Origin of the sequence: Bacteroides nordii, from assembly GCF_019930665.1 — a bacterium.
Lineage (GTDB): Bacteria > Bacteroidota > Bacteroidia > Bacteroidales > Bacteroidaceae > Bacteroides > Bacteroides nordii.
The window spans coordinates 1,840,579-1,856,567 of the sequence record NZ_CP082886.1; the positions used below are offsets into that span (position 1 = coordinate 1,840,579).

A 15,989-nucleotide genomic window follows, 5' to 3' on the forward strand; every position below is an offset into this window, starting at 1 on the left:
TGCCGGAAATAGTGCCGGAAATACAAACATACGCCTTTTTATTCATAAAATCAAAATAAGTAATAGAAGTATTCTATGCAGAAATAAGCCTGTATGGATAAAAAAATAGATTTGAGGAGAGAAATAGGAAGCATTTTTATACTTTTGCGACCGATTTGGGATAAGATACAATCGCGCGAAGAAAATAAACGTTATGGATATATTTTGGAACACTATTGCGGGGTACAACTCGGCTACCTGGCTTTTTCAGTTGATAATTGTTATCATTGGTATCATTCTCACAGGGTTATTGTTGAGAAGGCCAGAGTCGTGGGTAAAGTTGTCGATGAAGTTTTATCTTATATTCCTTTACATATGGATTGCGGTGGTGTATTACTATATTTATTGTGCCGAACGTAGTTACAATGTTGTGATGGCTTTGTTTTGGGGAGTGATGGCCGTAATATGGATATGGGATACTTTGACCGGATATACTACATTGGAGCGTAGCCGTAAATATGATGGTCTGGCATATATCCTGCTGGCTATGCCTTTTATTTATCCTTTACTTTCTTTGGCACGCGGACTAACATTTCCGGGTATTACCTCTCCGGTGATGCCTTGTTCGGTAGTGGTATTTACTATCGGGTTGCTATTGTTGTTTGCTCGTAAAGTGAATATGTTTCTTGTACTTTTCCTTTGCCATTGGTCGCTCATCGGACTATCCAAGACCTATTTCTTTCATATTCCTGAGGATTTTTTGCTTGCCAGTGCTTCTGTGCCGGCACTTTATCTTTTCTTCAGAGAATATTTTCTGAACAGGTTGCATACCGATACACAACCCAGAGCAAAACTTATTAATTTATTACTTGTCTCTGTTTGTATTGCTTTGGGGGTTATTCTTACAGTTACCATGTTTCTACAACTGACTCCGGCCTAATCGTGTGGTCATTCTTGTCAAGAGCAGATTTATTGATTATTAACCTAAAAACAGTTTTTGGAGGAGAGAATATCTGTTTCATTGCAACACAGTAACATTTGCATCGCAACATATAAGGAAATGTGTCGTAACATACCAGCAAACGAATCGTAACATACCATGTAATTTTAAATAAGTACCGAAGAAATCTCGTTGAATACCCCGTTTATATGCCTTCAGGAGCCGGTGCAAAAAAATAAAGGAGAAAGTTGTGACTTCCTCCTTTACAAATGTTCTAACCGAATCTATTTTATGATTACGTTTACAAAGATAACCTGTTTCTTTATGAAAGTCAAGTAAATAAGGATTTATTTTACAGGAAACAGATACTTTTCTTTACTATTTCTTTATTTTATAAAATGTGCGCAGTGCATACCGGATGACCTTTCCCGGAAGCCAGCCCTTAACTTTGGCAAACATCACTTGCGACAACGGTCCGGTAAGTGTACGGAAAGGAGGGTTCTCTTTTTCTACTAATTTCAATACGGCGGTTGCAAACTTTGAAGGCGCGCAACCGTTTGTTTCAGCTTCTTCTATAATCTTTAGTGTATCTGTAAAGTATTGCCCGTAGTCGGAACTGTTCAGGGTGGCGGCAGAGATATTCCGGTTGGCTGTAAATCCTGTATTAAAATCTCCCGGTTCCACCACGCATACTTTGATACCAAATGGATGTACTTCCAGCGAAAGAGCTTCACTGTATCCTTCTATTGCGAACTTTGAAGCAGAATAAAAGCCCTGGTAGGGTACTGCTATTAGTCCTGCGATAGAACTGATATTGATTATCTTTCCTTTACGTTGCCTGCGCATGATGGGTAGTACGGAACGACATACACGAACCATACCCAGAAAATTCGTATCCATTTGCAGGGCAATTTCTTTATCAGTTGCCAGTTCCAGTGCACCGCCGATGCCCATGCCGGCATTGTTTATCAGTACATCAATGCGTCCCCGCTCTTTCATTATATGTTCCACTACGCAATGTATAGAACTGTTATCAGTAACGTCTGCAACAAGCATCGTCACATTTCCTTTGTTCTCGGTTTGCTTTCGGCTTGTGCCATATACGATATGTCCTTGTGCAGCGAGAGTTTGTGCCGTTATCTTTCCGAACCCCGAAGAGGCGCCGGTGATGAGTATAACTTGTGATTGTTTCATGAATTGTTTTTGATTTTGGGACAACAAAGATAGATATATTCTCTCATGGAGATGTATTCATGGAGATTAATTTACTTACTTTTCTGTTTGGATAATGATAGAAGGGAATGTGTATGGAAGTTCTTTTTTTACGTAATGCTATCATCATCAGGTGTTTCCTTTATCATCTGTTCGGTTAATTGTTACCTACTAATAGCTACTTTTGCTATAATACCCTTTTTAATATACCAATTAGTGACGATTGTGTACCCCGGTGCTTCTCTCTACCTTTACAACCCGTAATGTTCCGCTTTTTTCTGTATTTCTATCTGATAATAAATTACAGATATCCGCTCCGGAACTATTGACTATTTTAATTACACCTTTATTATTATGAATGAGAAAACAACTACTATTACTTTTATTTTTTGTCTGCTAACAGCAGGACTTACTGCCCAGAATCCCACTTTACAATGGGTTACTGCACAAGACGGTATGGGACTTGAAATTCCCCATGATATCAAACCTTCTTCGGATGGTAACGTGTTTCTTTTCAATGACTTTGCATCCAGCGCCCAGGAGAGTAGTTATGATCCTGACGGAGAGATTAACAAAGGGTACTCCAAAACTACAGATTATTATTATTACAATATTGCGGACGGTTCCGGAACCTCAGAGAAAACCTCTACCGGTGCACTTGATATGACAACTAAAGACGGGAACAAGAATATGACCCTCTATAAAGTTGATACCGACGGGCACCTTATCTGGGGAGTCTGCACCAATGCCGGATACTTTGATAGCGGTGGAGCCATAGCGCCTACGAATGATGGTGGTGCAGTGTTAGCTCTTAAAATGCGCCATTCTGAGAAAGGAGCCTATCGGAGTGATGTCATTTGTAGTTTCGTAGACAGTGAAGGTGTCGAAACTGTTGTGAACTGGGATGCTCCCGATTATGAAACATACGGTGGTGTTTACCAGCCCGTTATTGCTAAAATCAGTAAAGATGGCAAGATAGAATGGGCAAAACGTATTCCGGTGGATTATAAGGTAGTGACAATAGACGGAAGTAAAAAGAAACTTAGTGATAACTTTGAGATTAATGATATGGTGGCTGACGGAGATAATAATCTCTATCTGACAGGTGTTTACCGTACTTCTATAAACTTTGGACGCAGTGCCAATCTCAGTTCTCCCCACAATGTAGAAGGATGGAATGGAGATGTGCAAGGTACAGTGCCCGGTGATCTTTTTGTTGTGAAACTCAACGCTGCCGGAGAGGCTCAATGGGGGATAACCACCAAAGGGCAGATTACCAGTGAAACACCTAAAAGTATTTGCTTGTCCGGAGAAAATCTATATGTGAGCGGTTATCTACATGGTGATGGAGAAAAAGCGATCAGTCTGGGCAGCAGTCGTCTGGTTCCTACTGATAAGGATTGTCTTTTCTACAGTTGTATTTCTACAGCCGGTGATGTGAAATGGGCGCGTGTATTGCGATCGGTACAGCATCCTGTCACACAAGCCAGTGCTCGTGTGAAACCTACCTGTATCTCTGTTTCAGGGAATGATTTATATCTCGGAGGTTCTTTTTATGGCAATATGATGGAAGGCGATAAGGTATGGCTCGAAAATGATCTTCCAATGACGAACGGACTGCGTGCATATATACTAAAATGTAGTGCAGAAGACGGAACAGTGAAGAATGCGGTGAAAATAGAGGGAGGGCTGACGGAAGTAGAAGATATCCTGCCCAAGGATGGTAAACTACTGGCTCCGGGATATGATTTGTATGGTACTTCTAATCTTTATGTACTTGATGAAGTATTGGGAAACCTACAGACATATCCACTTAAGAACTCTTTAATGACAGCTACCCAGGGAGGTGTTCTTATAGGAAACCGTCTGATCTCGGCAATGAATGCTAATAAATCGGCAACCTTTCCGGGAAGTGACATGACATTGGAGGTGATTAATAATGGTGATGCCAACTACCGGGCCTGTGTCTTTACAGGGCATGATATCTCATCAATTGTAACGGGTATAGGGGATATACCTGCTGGTATTTCGGATGATACATTCCGTATATATTCCGGTCGGGGAGAAATAACCGTAGAGACTGCTACTGCCTGTCAAGTACGTATATATGGTATTGACGGCAGGCTTGTTGATAGTTTTTATGTTTCAGCGGGACGTACAGTTCATTCGTTGGCGGCAGGACTTTATATCGTAAACGGGTGTAAAACGGTAGTTCTTTAACGATAGGGGGATTCTCTGTTAATGATATGGAGTTAGAGAGACTATTATGCTTATGGGCTAAATCAAAACAGTTTCTTAATTTAAAACCCCAATAAACTTCGTCTATTAATATGATAAGTATTGATTCAAAATTAGTATACTCTATAATATGAATTTATTGAAACGTAAATGATCGCAGATTTTCGCAAATTAGATAGCTGCGTTCTGCTTGAAAACAATATTCCTTATAGGAAATCTGCGTTCATACGCGTTTATTTGCGTTTCAATAATAATCCGCTAAATAATCATTTAATGGTGATGTATTACTTATCTAAACTACTTTAAGATTTTATGAATCGCGAAACGATAATTTATAGTATTCTTTTGTGTATCACTTTTCTACTTCCCATACAGACCCTTGTAGCCGAAGATAAGATAATCTTTAGTGGTATGGTTCGGGATGCCATCACCCGGGAATCACTTCCTTATGCTACTATTCAGCTGGAAGGCAAACAACGGTATTCGGTCGTGGCGGGTGATAACGGAGACTTTCATCTGCCTGCAGTTATTCCGGGTTCTTATACACTTAAAGTTTCTTTTATCGGCTATGGACGTTACCAGAAAACACTTGATTTACAACGTAGCACTCATCTTACCATTTCTCTCCGGTCGGACAATCAACTGAACGAAGTAATCATTACCGCCACAGAATCCAAAGGCATCGTTACTACCTCCCGGATAGACCGTCCTGCTATGGCGCATCTTCAGCCCACCAGCTTCACCGATTTGCTTGAACTTCTTCCCGGTGGGATGTCACGTGACCCGGATATGGGAGCTGCCAATACAATGACTCTTCGTGAAACAGGAGGAATAGATTCTAATGGTAACAAGACTGCCGTGGGGAAGGATTATTCTATTACTTCACTGGGCACACTTTTCGTTGTCGATGGCATTCCTATTAATACGGATGCCAACCTGCAGGCAATACCCGGATCTGATGATACGGTGGAAAGTGGTCGCAATATAGTAAACCGGGGTGTGGATATGCGTTCTATCTCTACAGACGACATAGAAAGTGTAGAGGTAGTACGTGGTATTCCCTCTGCCGAATATGGCAATCTCACCAGTGGAATGATCAATATAAAGAAGATACGTAAAGTAACTCCTCTCAATGCACGTTTCAAAGCCGATGGGTACAGTAAGTTACTGGCTGTTGGAAAAGGTTTTGCACTACCTTGGAGCGAAGATCTTGTGATGAATGCCGATATCGGTTATCTTGATGCCAAACCCGATCCGCGCAATAATCTGGAGAACTATAAACGTATCAATGCTTCCCTGCGTTTCACATGGAACTGGAAACATGATACATGGACCATGCGTTATGAACCTGCCATCGACTATACCGGTTCCTTTGATAATGATAAGTTAGACCCTGAGCTGAATTATGGTAACACCGATACTTACAAGACCATTTATAATCGTGCTTCACTAACCAATAATTTCTTCTGGACATTCCCCCGGATAAAGGCCATTAAGGGAATAGGGTTAAACTCTTCTGTAAGTGCTCAGTTTGACCGTCTCGAACGCCGTAAGCTTGTTGCTCCGCAACGTTATGCTATTGTACCTTCTACGGTAGAAGGGGGAGAACATGATGCAACCTTACTTTTTAAAGAATATATTGCCGACTATCTGAGTGATGGTAAGCCTTTTGATATTTTCGTCAAATTGAAAGGAGATTTTACTTTTGGTCCCAGCTGGTTAACGAACAATGCCCGTGCAGGTACGGAATGGGGTTATACCAAGAACTTTGGACGGGGAGAAGTGTATGATCTTAGCCGTCCGCTTTCTACCGGAGGATGGAGTAGTCGTCCGCGTGCTTACAAAGATATTCCGGCTTTACAGAACCTTGCTTTCTTTGCCGAGGATATAGCCACTGTACGTATGGGGACCCACAAGCTGGAAATAATGGGAGGATTGCGTGCCCTGTCGCTTATCGGTCTTGACAAACGATATACGCTGAATGGCAAGTTCTACCTCGACCCGCGTCTCAATGTCCAATGGGTCTTTCCTGCGATCCGTGTGGGAGGTCATGATCTCAACATCTCTTTGGGAGGTGGGGTAGGCTGGACCACCAGAATGCCTACATTGGACTATCTTTTCCCCAATAAGTATTATAACGACATCATTCAGTTGGGGTATTATGATGCTCTTCATCCGGAACAAAACAGCCGTTTCAACATACGTACGTATGTAGAAGATCGTACTAACTATGATCTTCGGGCCGCCCGTAATAAGAAGTGGGAGATTCGCACCGATTTTGCTTACAATGGAAACCGCCTCTCGGTGACTTATTTCCGGGAGACGATGAATTCCGGATTCCGTTATATGGCTTCTTATGCTTCTTATTTTTACAAGAAGTATGATGATGGTAACATAGTAAGTTCCGAACTTCAGGGACCACCCGATCTGGCAGACCTGCCATATACCGAAACAAAAAAACTGGATGGGTATTCAAAGGCAGCCAATGGCAGTTATTTACTTAAAGAAGGAGTAGAGTTCTTGTTTAACTCTAAACGTATAAAGCCCTTACGTACAGCTATAAACGTAAGTGGCGCTTGGTTTCGTTCCACGTATACTAATAGCCTGCCTACGTTTCGTACGGTTAGTGAAGTAGTAAATGACGTATCTATTTCCGACCGTTATGTGGGACTCTATGATTGGAACGATGGCAATACTTACCAACAGTTCAACACCAATCTGATGCTGGATACACAAATACCGGAATGGGGATTGATTTTCTCTACCTCTGTGCAGTGTATGTGGTTCACCAGCAAACAAACCAAATACAAAGAAGGCGTCCCTATGGCTTATCTCTCTGCCGAAGATGGTCAGTTACATCCATATACCGATGTTTCCCGGGAAGATCTTTATTTGCAGCACCTCATCATCCCGTTTAGTTCGGGGATGTTTGATAAGTACACTGTGCCTATGGCTTTTTACGTCAACCTTAAAGCAACCAAGAAGATAGGCAAATATATGAGTCTCTCATTCTTTGCCAATAGGTTGCTGGATTATACTCCCGACTTTACGAGCAATGGGCAGACGATTCGTCGGAATGTAAATCCGTATTTCGGTATGGAATTGAATTTTACTTTATAAGTGTTTATTTGAAAGATTATGAAATATAGAAAAGTTATCAACCTCCTGGCTTTAGCAATGGTATTGACCGTTACTGCCTGTAATGATTCAGAGGATGTTTCCCGCACTACCGCTGGGATTACGATTAATTTTCCCGAAGGTATATCAGCCGGAGCTGTATCACATGATACGTTGACCTTTGTCAATGTTGCTACCGGTGAATCGGTTAAAATACCCGCATCCCAAACTCCTGTATTACCTCAAGGGCTTTACAACTGCTTCTATAAAGCGGATGTTACTTACCAGGAAAACGGAGATCAGATAGAAGGACGTTTACGCGGAGCCAGTGAGTCTGTAAAACTGATTGGCAGTGAGACTTCTTTTACGATGAACACTCATTTACTTATTGATGAGAATGATTTTATCATTGAAGAGATCTTTTTTACCGGAACACTACGTGCGAGTAATAAGCAGTATTATGGCGACGATTATGTGAAGATATATAACAATACAGACCGTATACTCTATGCCGATGGGCTGGCATTGGTGGAGTCTAAGTTTATTTCTACAGAAAAGTATGACTATACTCCGGATATCCGTGAGGATACAATGACGGTACATGCCATCTATGTAGTGCCGGGAAGCGGTAAAGAACATCCGGTTCTTCCCGGGCAGAGTATGATTTTGTGTGATACCGGGATCGATCATCGCGTAGCCAATCCGAACTCCTTTGATCTGAGCGCCGCCGATTTTGAATGGTATGATGTTTCTACGGAACCCAATAATATGGATATTGACAGTAAAACCGTACCTAATCTGGATAAGTGGTATTGTTATACGTTATCTTTTTGGGTACTTCATAATCGTGGTTTCCGTTCGTATGCACTGGCGCGGATCAATACCTCTAAAGAAGACTATCTGAAGAAATATTTCTATCGCTATAACTACATCATGCAACTGCCGCAAGGCAACTACCCGATGACACAAAAGGCATATAAACTTCCCAACGACTGGATTGTGGACGGAGTGAATTGCAGCGTCGGGACAGAGCGGGTATGGAATGTTCTTCCGCCTACGGTGGATGCCGGGTGGACTCATTGTGGTAAGATGGATAAAGATCCTACACGATACTTTAAGAGTGTACGGCGCAAGATGCTTTATCTTGACGATAAGGGAAACCGTGTACTTCAGGATACCAATAATTCTACGGATGACTTTAACACAGAGTGTGTACCTTCCATCATCGAGCAGCAACATACGGCCATGAATGCCGATGGTACAATTGCAGAGATAGTGACGTATGACGGAGTACAACCGGTAAGGAACTGAGATGTATCTATATAGAACAAAATACATAATGGGCAGAATCGTTATCATTATTATATTATTTTCTGCAGGCTGCCGAGGCGTGTATGCTGCTGATAGTTTATCGGTGCAGCGTCGTATAAATGCCAATCAGTCATCGGCAGAAAAGGATTTCTTTTCATTAGTTTATACCAATCCTGCAATGAAATTCAGGCAGTATACTTATACGTTGAACGAACTCCGTGCAGGAGGGGAGTATCGGCACGAACAGCAGCCTTTTGTTATTCAGGAAGGCAATGGCAGACGAATGGGACTGGTTGATGTCAATTCTTTCATCCGTAAGGGGCAGAGTAGTCTTTGGGGAGAGGCCCGTTACGTGAATGGAAAGAAGTTGGGACGCAACTGGAATGAAACATCCGACTACACGTTGCTCTATCCCTATGTTATGGGCGATACGGTAGGAGGAAATCTAAAGTCCGAACAATACTACTTTGCCGGAGGATATGCCCGGCAGACCGGACGTTTCACCTTTGGAGTTGATGCTTCTTATTGTGCTAATATTGAATACCGTAATGCCGATCCCCGTCCCAAAAACTTAACGGGTGATTTGAATGTAGCTGTTGGCGTAGTAACGAAATTAGGGGCTTCGTACGTTGCGGGTGTTTCGCTTCGTGCACGTAAGTATAAGCAGACCAATGAGCTGGTTTTCTATAACGAATTGGGTGTTCCCAATATCTATCACCTCACAGGGATGGGTACTGATTATTATCGTTTTCGTGGTAACAGGGGAAAAACGTTTTATAAAGGAAGGGCCTTTGGCGGAAGTATTAATCTGTTACCTTATGAGGCCGGTACAACAGGATTCACGGCTTCGGTGGCTTATGACTACTTCACTTTTGATAAAATAATTTCTTCACTCAATGAACTGCCTATGGCAGAGGTGGGCGAACATACAGTGAAAGCCGAGGCAGCCTGGCGCAATCTTTCTACAGTATATCAATGGGGAGTAAAAGGAGAAGCTTCTTTCGTCAAACGTACAGGTACGGAAAATCTGTTTGGTGATGCGGCTAATAATACTTATCCTCTGATTGCTTCGGAGAAGATGTATTATAATGATGTGGCTCAAGTGGGGCTTTCGGGCTTTTATGAACATATTAGTGCGGGAGATGTGCGGTACTCCATACTACCCGCTGTGAAGTACAGAAGTATACGTACGCGTTATGTATATCCGAAACGGCAGATGGATATTAATCATCTGACTGGTGAGATCTTATTGCGTGCTTCTCGCCCTTACGGGCGTTACCTGTTGCAGGGTGAGGTAGGTGCTCTTTATACAGCTTCTGTTTCTCCGTCTTTACTTTTATCCGGTACTTCCCACACAGGGGAGTCTCAGCAGGCGATGGATGAAGGGCTTAATGCACCTGTGTATAGTAACTATCGCTATCTTTCAGAAGATAACGCTTTGATCTGTGTGGCTGTTCGTTGTGATTATTCTCCGCGAACCAGTTACAGTCTTTTCCTTGCCGTTCGCTATGAGCATGGATGGCAACAGGCCGGGAAAATGGCTTCTGATTATGTTACGGCTTCTGTTGGGGTAGCCTTTTAGAGTTGACAATTTGACAGTTGACAATTGACAGTTACTATGCAGTGTGACCATACAATCTGATTTTTTTTCTGAGAGGAAGGAGGAGAAAGATTTCGATCCGGTTGGTTTGTTCTACGCAGCTCAATTGGCATATTGGCACATTATTTAATAGGCATATTATTCAATTATTTATAATTAAAAACAAGAATTAAATGAAAAAACAATTACTTCTCATCTCCGGGACACTGATGCTGACGGCAGCATTGCTCCCGGCATCTGTCTCTGCTGCAAACTGGACGGATGACAGTCAAAAACCAGATACCCTTTGGTATACGGAACATAAATCTGCGACAGAATATACATTAACGAAGCCTGAAGAGCTTGCCGGACTTTCTATTCTGGTGAATACATATAAGTATACCTTCGATGGAAAAACGGTGAAGTTGGGTAATGATATCGATCTTACTGCAACAGTGGATGACGCACCGGTATTATGGACACCGATTGGTAACTATATCCGCAATAGAACAGAAATCTATTTCCAGGGTACTTTTGACGGACAAGGACACACCATTGACGGTGTAAATGTGAGTGGGGATGTGGATTGTTCCGGTTTCTTCGGTGCTCTCAACAAAGCTATTATACGCAATGTGACAATCGGTGAAAAGTCAAAGTTTACAACTACCAAAACGGTTGCCGTTGCCGGTGCTTTGGCAGCTTCCGTAATCGAAAGCCGCATCATCGGATGTACCAACCGGGGCGAAGTTTCTGTCATTAAAAACCAGAATATACATATTGGTGGACTGGTAGGAGCGGCACGTGCCAAATGCTACGTTGCTAATAGCCGGAACTATGGAAACATTGATAATGGCGGATATGTAGGAGGAATTTGCGGATATATTCAGGCGGACACTCTGGTGAACTGTGTGAACTACGGAGAGATTAAGGAAGCTTCCAACAAAGCAGGCGGACTTACCGGGTATGGCTATGGTGATTATCAGGTACTCAATTGCATCAATGCCGGAAAGGTAATCAATGGTGGCGGTATTATCGGACAGGCTGCCGGAGGAATGTCTGCCGCTGCATTGAAAGGACGAATGGCAAACTGTGTAAATCTGGGTGAAGTAAGCGGTACAGGACATAGTATCGTTATGACAACTACACATACTACCCTTATTCGTAATTATTCGATAGATAACGGGTTGTCTGCCGGAACCATTCCTTTTACCGTACTTACAGATGAGCAATTGAAAAGTGAGAAACTGGCAAAAGAACTGACTCTTGGTGCCGGTTACGAGAACCAACGTACCGGAGGAACACTGGGTGCTGTTACATGGACATCTGTTGCAGGTGAATATGTGGCATTAGGTAATGATGCTGCTACTCAAACCTACCGGGTCAGTATAGTGCCTACTCTGTTGGGTGAACTATCTGCATCTCCTTTGGCTTCGGATGACGCAATGTCTCTTTACAGTGAAGCCGGTGCTCAGGTTGTTCTTGCCGTAACTGCTTATCAGGGATACAATTTCTCCGGATTTAAATTGGGTGAAGAAGCCAAAACCGGTAATACATTTGCAATGCCTGCAGAAGATGTAAAGATAGAACTGCTCTTTAATGCAGGTACAGCCACCACATGGGCGGATATGGCACAACATGCTGTTGCTTCTACCGACTATAAACTGGATGGCACGGCCTATGAGGTATATACAGCTAAAGGGCTTGCTTATGTTGCATCTAAAGTGAATGCCGGAGAAACGAATATTGAAACGACTGTTAAGCTGATGTCTGATATTGATCTTGGTGTGAACAATGCGGCAGGTGAAACCTTATTATGGGTACCTATAGGAACTGAGACGAATAAGTTTGGTGGAATCTTTGATGGTAATGACTTTTCGATACAGAATATGTATATCAATGCCACTATAAAATATGCCGGATTATTTGGATCTGCCAGTGGTGCTGAGATTAAGAATGTGAGTATTGCTGCCAATTGTAAGCTTTCTTCTACACAACAATATTTCGGTGCTGTGGCAGGAGGTATAAGCAATACTGTTATCACAAACTGTCACAATGCTGCTGCAATTGAAGCATCGGGAATGTACGTAGGTGGTATCGTTGGAGACGCTATTGGTGCACAAACAGTTATTTCTCTCTGTTCTAATACAGGTACTATTACTTCAACCAATATGATGGTAGGCGGTATTGCCGCACGCCTTGGTGATAATAATGCCGTTTGTACAATATACAACTGTTTTAATACCGGTGCTCTTTCCGGTAAAGGAACAGTTGGAGGATTGGTTGCTATGTTGCAGTCACCTACTGCAGGACCGGCGCGTAGTCTTATCGCTAATAGCTATAATACAGGTGTGATTACTTCTGCTGCAAATGCGGCCGGAGGTATTGTAGCCATGATCAATGCTTATTCTGAAGTAAAAAATTGTATTAACTCAGCTACAGTAACAACCGCTGTTAAGTATGCAGGTGGAATTGTAGGACAGAATACCAGTAAAGATAAGCCGGGTATTATTACACGCAGCTATTATCTGGAAAACACTGTTACTGCCGCTACAGATCTCAACTCAGAAGGAAATGCTCTTACTGAAACTGAAATGTATGGAAGTGCTATTGCTACCGAAATGTCTGGTTTTGCCGGATATCTGAATAATATTGAATTGACTACCTATCTGCAATGGACTTCTTCTAAAACATCCTGTCCTACTTTCGGTACAAAGAATACAGTATCGACTCCTGCCTATATATTTACAGTAGAAGAACCGGAGCATGGAACTTATACACTGACCAAGCCCGTTGCCGTACTTGCCAAAGATTCTGCTACTTTCTTCCTGAAGCGAAACATAGCAGTAGAATTAGCCGTTACACCGGACAACGGTTATGAGTTTGAAGCTTTACGTGTTAATGGCGTATTGCTGGCTGAAGGAGTGAAAACATTCCGTACTGCTGCCGAAAATACAACAGTTGAGATTGTTTTCCGTTCCACAGGAGGAACAGGCATTACGGATACGGATCTGTCAAAAGAAGTACAGGTTTGGGCAACCGATGCAACACTGCATATGATACTTGCCCAATCAGCTTCTGTTCTTGTCTCAACTATGGATGGACGCATTGTCATGCGTGAGCAGATGCAGGAGGGTACTTATGAGTATGCTCTACCTCGTGGATTCTATATTGTGAAAGTAGAAAATACTTCTTATAAAGTTTATGTGAGATAAATAGTTTTGTGTTTTTTATAGCATACGGATAAGACCGGATCAGATAAGGCGGATGACGACGGAGCAGATTTTTTCTTTGATTATCAATAAACAAGATAAAAGATCCGTTGTCATTCGTTTTGTTTTATCCGTCTTATCCGTGTGTTATGAGAACATAACGCAGCATTGATTCAATACCGCTTTCGTTGTTTTACCTAATTATGGGTACATCTATTGTCTTGTCTAAGTGGAGAATACCTATTTCGGGGTATTTATATCCATAGCAGGATGTGTAACTTTGCAGAGTTTATAACATTCATTTACATATACTAAAACAAAAATAATGAAAACCAGAAGAATTACTATTATTGCTGCTATTGCAGCCCTCGTTTTTGTAGGTACTTCCTGTGGAAACAAAACACAGAAAACTTCTCAGGAAGAAGTGACTACAGTAGAACAATCCGCCAACAGCGGTGCTCTCGAAATAGATAATCTGCTTGCCGATGCAGAATCACTTGCCGGACAGGAGGTGACCGTGGAAGGAGTTTGTACACATATATGCAAGCATGGCGGTCGTAAAATCTTTCTGATGGGGAGTGATGATACACAAACGATTCGTGTTGAAGGCGGTAGTGTCGGTAAGTTTGACCAGAAATGCGTTAATTCGATTGTTCGTGTCACCGGAACATTGAAAGAACAGCGTGTGGATGAAGCATATTTGCAAAATTGGGAGTCGCAACTTAAAGCTAAGGCTGCCGAGAAACATGGTGAAGGTGAAGCTGCTTGTAGTACAGAGAAGAAAGCCCGCGGTGAGACAGCCAATACCCCTGAAGCACGTATTGCTGATTTTCGTGCAAAGATAGCGGATCGTAAGGCTAAAACGGGAAAAGATTATTTGTCGTTCTATTTCCTTGAAGCATCCTCTTATGACATTCAAGGGTAATAATATCCGGAAGTGGAGTCGCGTTATACATCGCGACTTTTCTTTCTTTTTTTCAGGAATGTTATTGATATATGCTATATCCGGTATCGTGATGAATCACCGGGATACGATAAATCCCAATTATTCGGTAGAACGACGCGAATATACTGTTACTACCCCTCTGCCTCAAAAAGCAACCATGGATAAAACAGCGGTGCTTACTCTTCTGCAACCATTGGGCGAAGAAAAAAACTATACCAAGCATTACTTTCCCCAGCCGGAGATAATGAAGGTGTTCCTCAAAGGTGGATCTAACCTGCAGGTAAATGTACAGACAGGAACTGCCGTCTACGAATCTGTGACCCGTCGCCCCTTCTTGAGTGCTGTGGTCCGTCTTCACTATAACCCCGGACAGTGGTGGACTGTCTTTGCCGATATCTTTGCTGTTGGCCTTATCCTGATTACTGTTTCCGGTATCATCATGCTCAAAGGTAAAAAAGGAATTGCCGGGCGGGGAGGGATAGAGTTGGTAGCAGGAATACTTATTCCACTGGCATTTCTCTTCTTTTTCTAATCAGAATTTTATAGTAATAATTACAAATAAATGGAACCAATCATAGAATGTAACAACCTGACCCATTACTACGGCAAACGGTTAATATATGAAAATCTAACTTTTAGTGTACCTAAAGGGCGTATTCTCGGTCTGTTGGGGAAGAATGGTACAGGCAAAACCACTACTATTAATATTTTGAGTGGCTATCTGAAACCCCGTTCGGGAGAGTGCCGTATTTTTGGACAGGATATTCAGACAATGGAACCTTCATTACGTCGCAATATCGGACTGCTGATTGAAGGTCATGTGCAATACCAGTTCATGACCATTACCCAAATAGAAAAATTTTATGCCGCCTTTTATCAGGGACAATGGAAAAAGGAAGCCTATTATGAGCTGATGAATAAGCTGCAAGTTGCTCCCGGACAACGTATCTCACGTATGTCCTGCGGACAGCGTTCGCAGGTTGCTTTAGGGCTTATACTTGCTCAAAATCCAGAGTTGTTAGTACTCGATGATTTCTCTTTGGGACTCGATCCCGGTTATCGTCGTCTGTTTGTGGATTACCTGCGTGACTATGCCCGTGCCGAAAATAAAACCGTTTTTCTCACCTCCCATATTATACAAGATATGGAGCGGCTTATAGATGACTGCATTATGATGGACTATGGTAAGATTCTGATTCAGAAACCGGTTGGAGAATTACTTGATAAGGTACGCCGTTTTACATGGACGGTACCGGAGGGATATACTTGCCCTTCTATAGAAAGGCTTTATCACCCTTCCGTGATACGTAATACGCTTGAAACATACTCGTTTCTTTCACCGGTTGAAGTAGAAAGTTTACTGAATGTAAAGGGAATACCTTTCACTGATGTTCATAGTGAACGTGTCAATTTGGAAGATGCTTTTATTGGACTGACTGGTAAATATTAAATGAAGAA

At 42.2% G+C, this 15,989-nt stretch carries 10 protein-coding genes; 9 read left to right on the forward strand and 1 reads right to left on the reverse strand.

Annotation, left to right across the window (positions count from 1 at the left end):
- The first annotated feature begins 193 nt into the window (after positions 1-193).
- A complete protein-coding gene (locus K8P02_RS07100) occupies positions 194-919 on the forward strand; it encodes a DUF6064 family protein (RefSeq protein ID WP_007485723.1) in 726 nt (241 codons plus the stop codon).
- A gap of 378 nt (positions 920-1,297) precedes the next feature.
- Here K8P02_RS07100 and kdsR read toward each other — a convergent pair whose 3' ends face one another.
- The gene (gene kdsR / locus K8P02_RS07105; RefSeq protein WP_007485721.1) at positions 1,298-2,113 is read right to left on the reverse strand and encodes a 3-ketodihydrosphingosine reductase; all 816 of its coding nucleotides are present in this window, start codon (positions 2,111-2,113) and stop codon (positions 1,298-1,300) included.
- Between the two features lie 372 nt (positions 2,114-2,485).
- Between kdsR and K8P02_RS07110 the strand changes: the two genes are divergently transcribed.
- The 8 genes from K8P02_RS07110 to K8P02_RS07145 all read left to right on the forward strand — a co-directional run bounded on the left by K8P02_RS07110 (position 2,486) and on the right by K8P02_RS07145 (position 15,981).
- Entirely contained in the window at positions 2,486-4,351 is a 1,866-nt protein-coding gene (locus tag K8P02_RS07110; protein ID WP_007485720.1) for a hypothetical protein, read from the forward strand.
- 330 nt (positions 4,352-4,681) lie between these two features.
- Positions 4,682-7,489 (forward strand): TonB-dependent receptor, encoded by a 2,808-nt coding sequence (locus K8P02_RS07115; protein ID WP_025867833.1) that lies wholly within the window; start codon positions 4,682-4,684, stop codon positions 7,487-7,489.
- A gap of 18 nt (positions 7,490-7,507) precedes the next feature.
- Positions 7,508-8,797: a DUF4876 domain-containing protein gene (locus K8P02_RS07120; protein WP_007485716.1), complete on the forward strand. Its 1,290-nt coding sequence runs from the start codon at positions 7,508-7,510 to the stop codon at positions 8,795-8,797.
- Positions 8,798-8,825: 28 nt separating this feature from the next.
- Complete coding sequence (locus K8P02_RS07125; RefSeq protein WP_122202026.1) at positions 8,826-10,379, forward strand: DUF6850 family outer membrane beta-barrel protein; 1,554 nt, start codon at positions 8,826-8,828, stop codon at positions 10,377-10,379.
- A 191-nt stretch (positions 10,380-10,570) separates the two neighbouring features.
- A complete protein-coding gene (locus K8P02_RS07130; RefSeq protein WP_007485712.1) occupies positions 10,571-13,588 on the forward strand; it encodes an InlB B-repeat-containing protein in 3,018 nt (1,005 codons plus the stop codon).
- Positions 13,589-13,910: 322 nt separating this feature from the next.
- Positions 13,911-14,510 (forward strand): OB-fold nucleic acid binding domain-containing protein, encoded by a 600-nt coding sequence (locus K8P02_RS07135; RefSeq protein ID WP_007485710.1) that lies wholly within the window; start codon positions 13,911-13,913, stop codon positions 14,508-14,510.
- Complete coding sequence (locus K8P02_RS07140; protein ID WP_007485708.1) at positions 14,494-15,063, forward strand: PepSY-associated TM helix domain-containing protein; 570 nt, start codon at positions 14,494-14,496, stop codon at positions 15,061-15,063. The genes K8P02_RS07135 and K8P02_RS07140 overlap by 17 nt, the downstream gene beginning before the upstream one ends.
- Positions 15,064-15,093: 30 nt before the next feature.
- Positions 15,094-15,981 (forward strand): ABC transporter ATP-binding protein, encoded by an 888-nt coding sequence (locus K8P02_RS07145; RefSeq protein WP_007485706.1) that lies wholly within the window; start codon positions 15,094-15,096, stop codon positions 15,979-15,981.
- The last annotated feature ends 8 nt before the right edge of the window (positions 15,982-15,989 follow it).

Coding starts and splice junctions, on each gene's coding strand:
- K8P02_RS07100 (WP_007485723.1), top strand. CDS start 194: ATGGATATATTTTGGAACACTATTGCGGGGTACAACTCGGCTACCTGG.
- kdsR (WP_007485721.1), bottom strand. CDS start 2,113: ATGAAACAATCACAAGTTATACTCATCACCGGCGCCTCTTCGGGGTTC.
- K8P02_RS07110 (WP_007485720.1), top strand. CDS start 2,486: ATGAATGAGAAAACAACTACTATTACTTTTATTTTTTGTCTGCTAACA.
- K8P02_RS07115 (WP_025867833.1), top strand. CDS start 4,682: ATGAATCGCGAAACGATAATTTATAGTATTCTTTTGTGTATCACTTTT.
- K8P02_RS07120 (WP_007485716.1), top strand. CDS start 7,508: ATGAAATATAGAAAAGTTATCAACCTCCTGGCTTTAGCAATGGTATTG.
- K8P02_RS07125 (WP_122202026.1), top strand. CDS start 8,826: ATGGGCAGAATCGTTATCATTATTATATTATTTTCTGCAGGCTGCCGA.
- K8P02_RS07130 (WP_007485712.1), top strand. CDS start 10,571: ATGAAAAAACAATTACTTCTCATCTCCGGGACACTGATGCTGACGGCA.
- K8P02_RS07135 (WP_007485710.1), top strand. CDS start 13,911: ATGAAAACCAGAAGAATTACTATTATTGCTGCTATTGCAGCCCTCGTT.
- K8P02_RS07140 (WP_007485708.1), top strand. CDS start 14,494: ATGACATTCAAGGGTAATAATATCCGGAAGTGGAGTCGCGTTATACAT.
- K8P02_RS07145 (WP_007485706.1), top strand. CDS start 15,094: ATGGAACCAATCATAGAATGTAACAACCTGACCCATTACTACGGCAAA.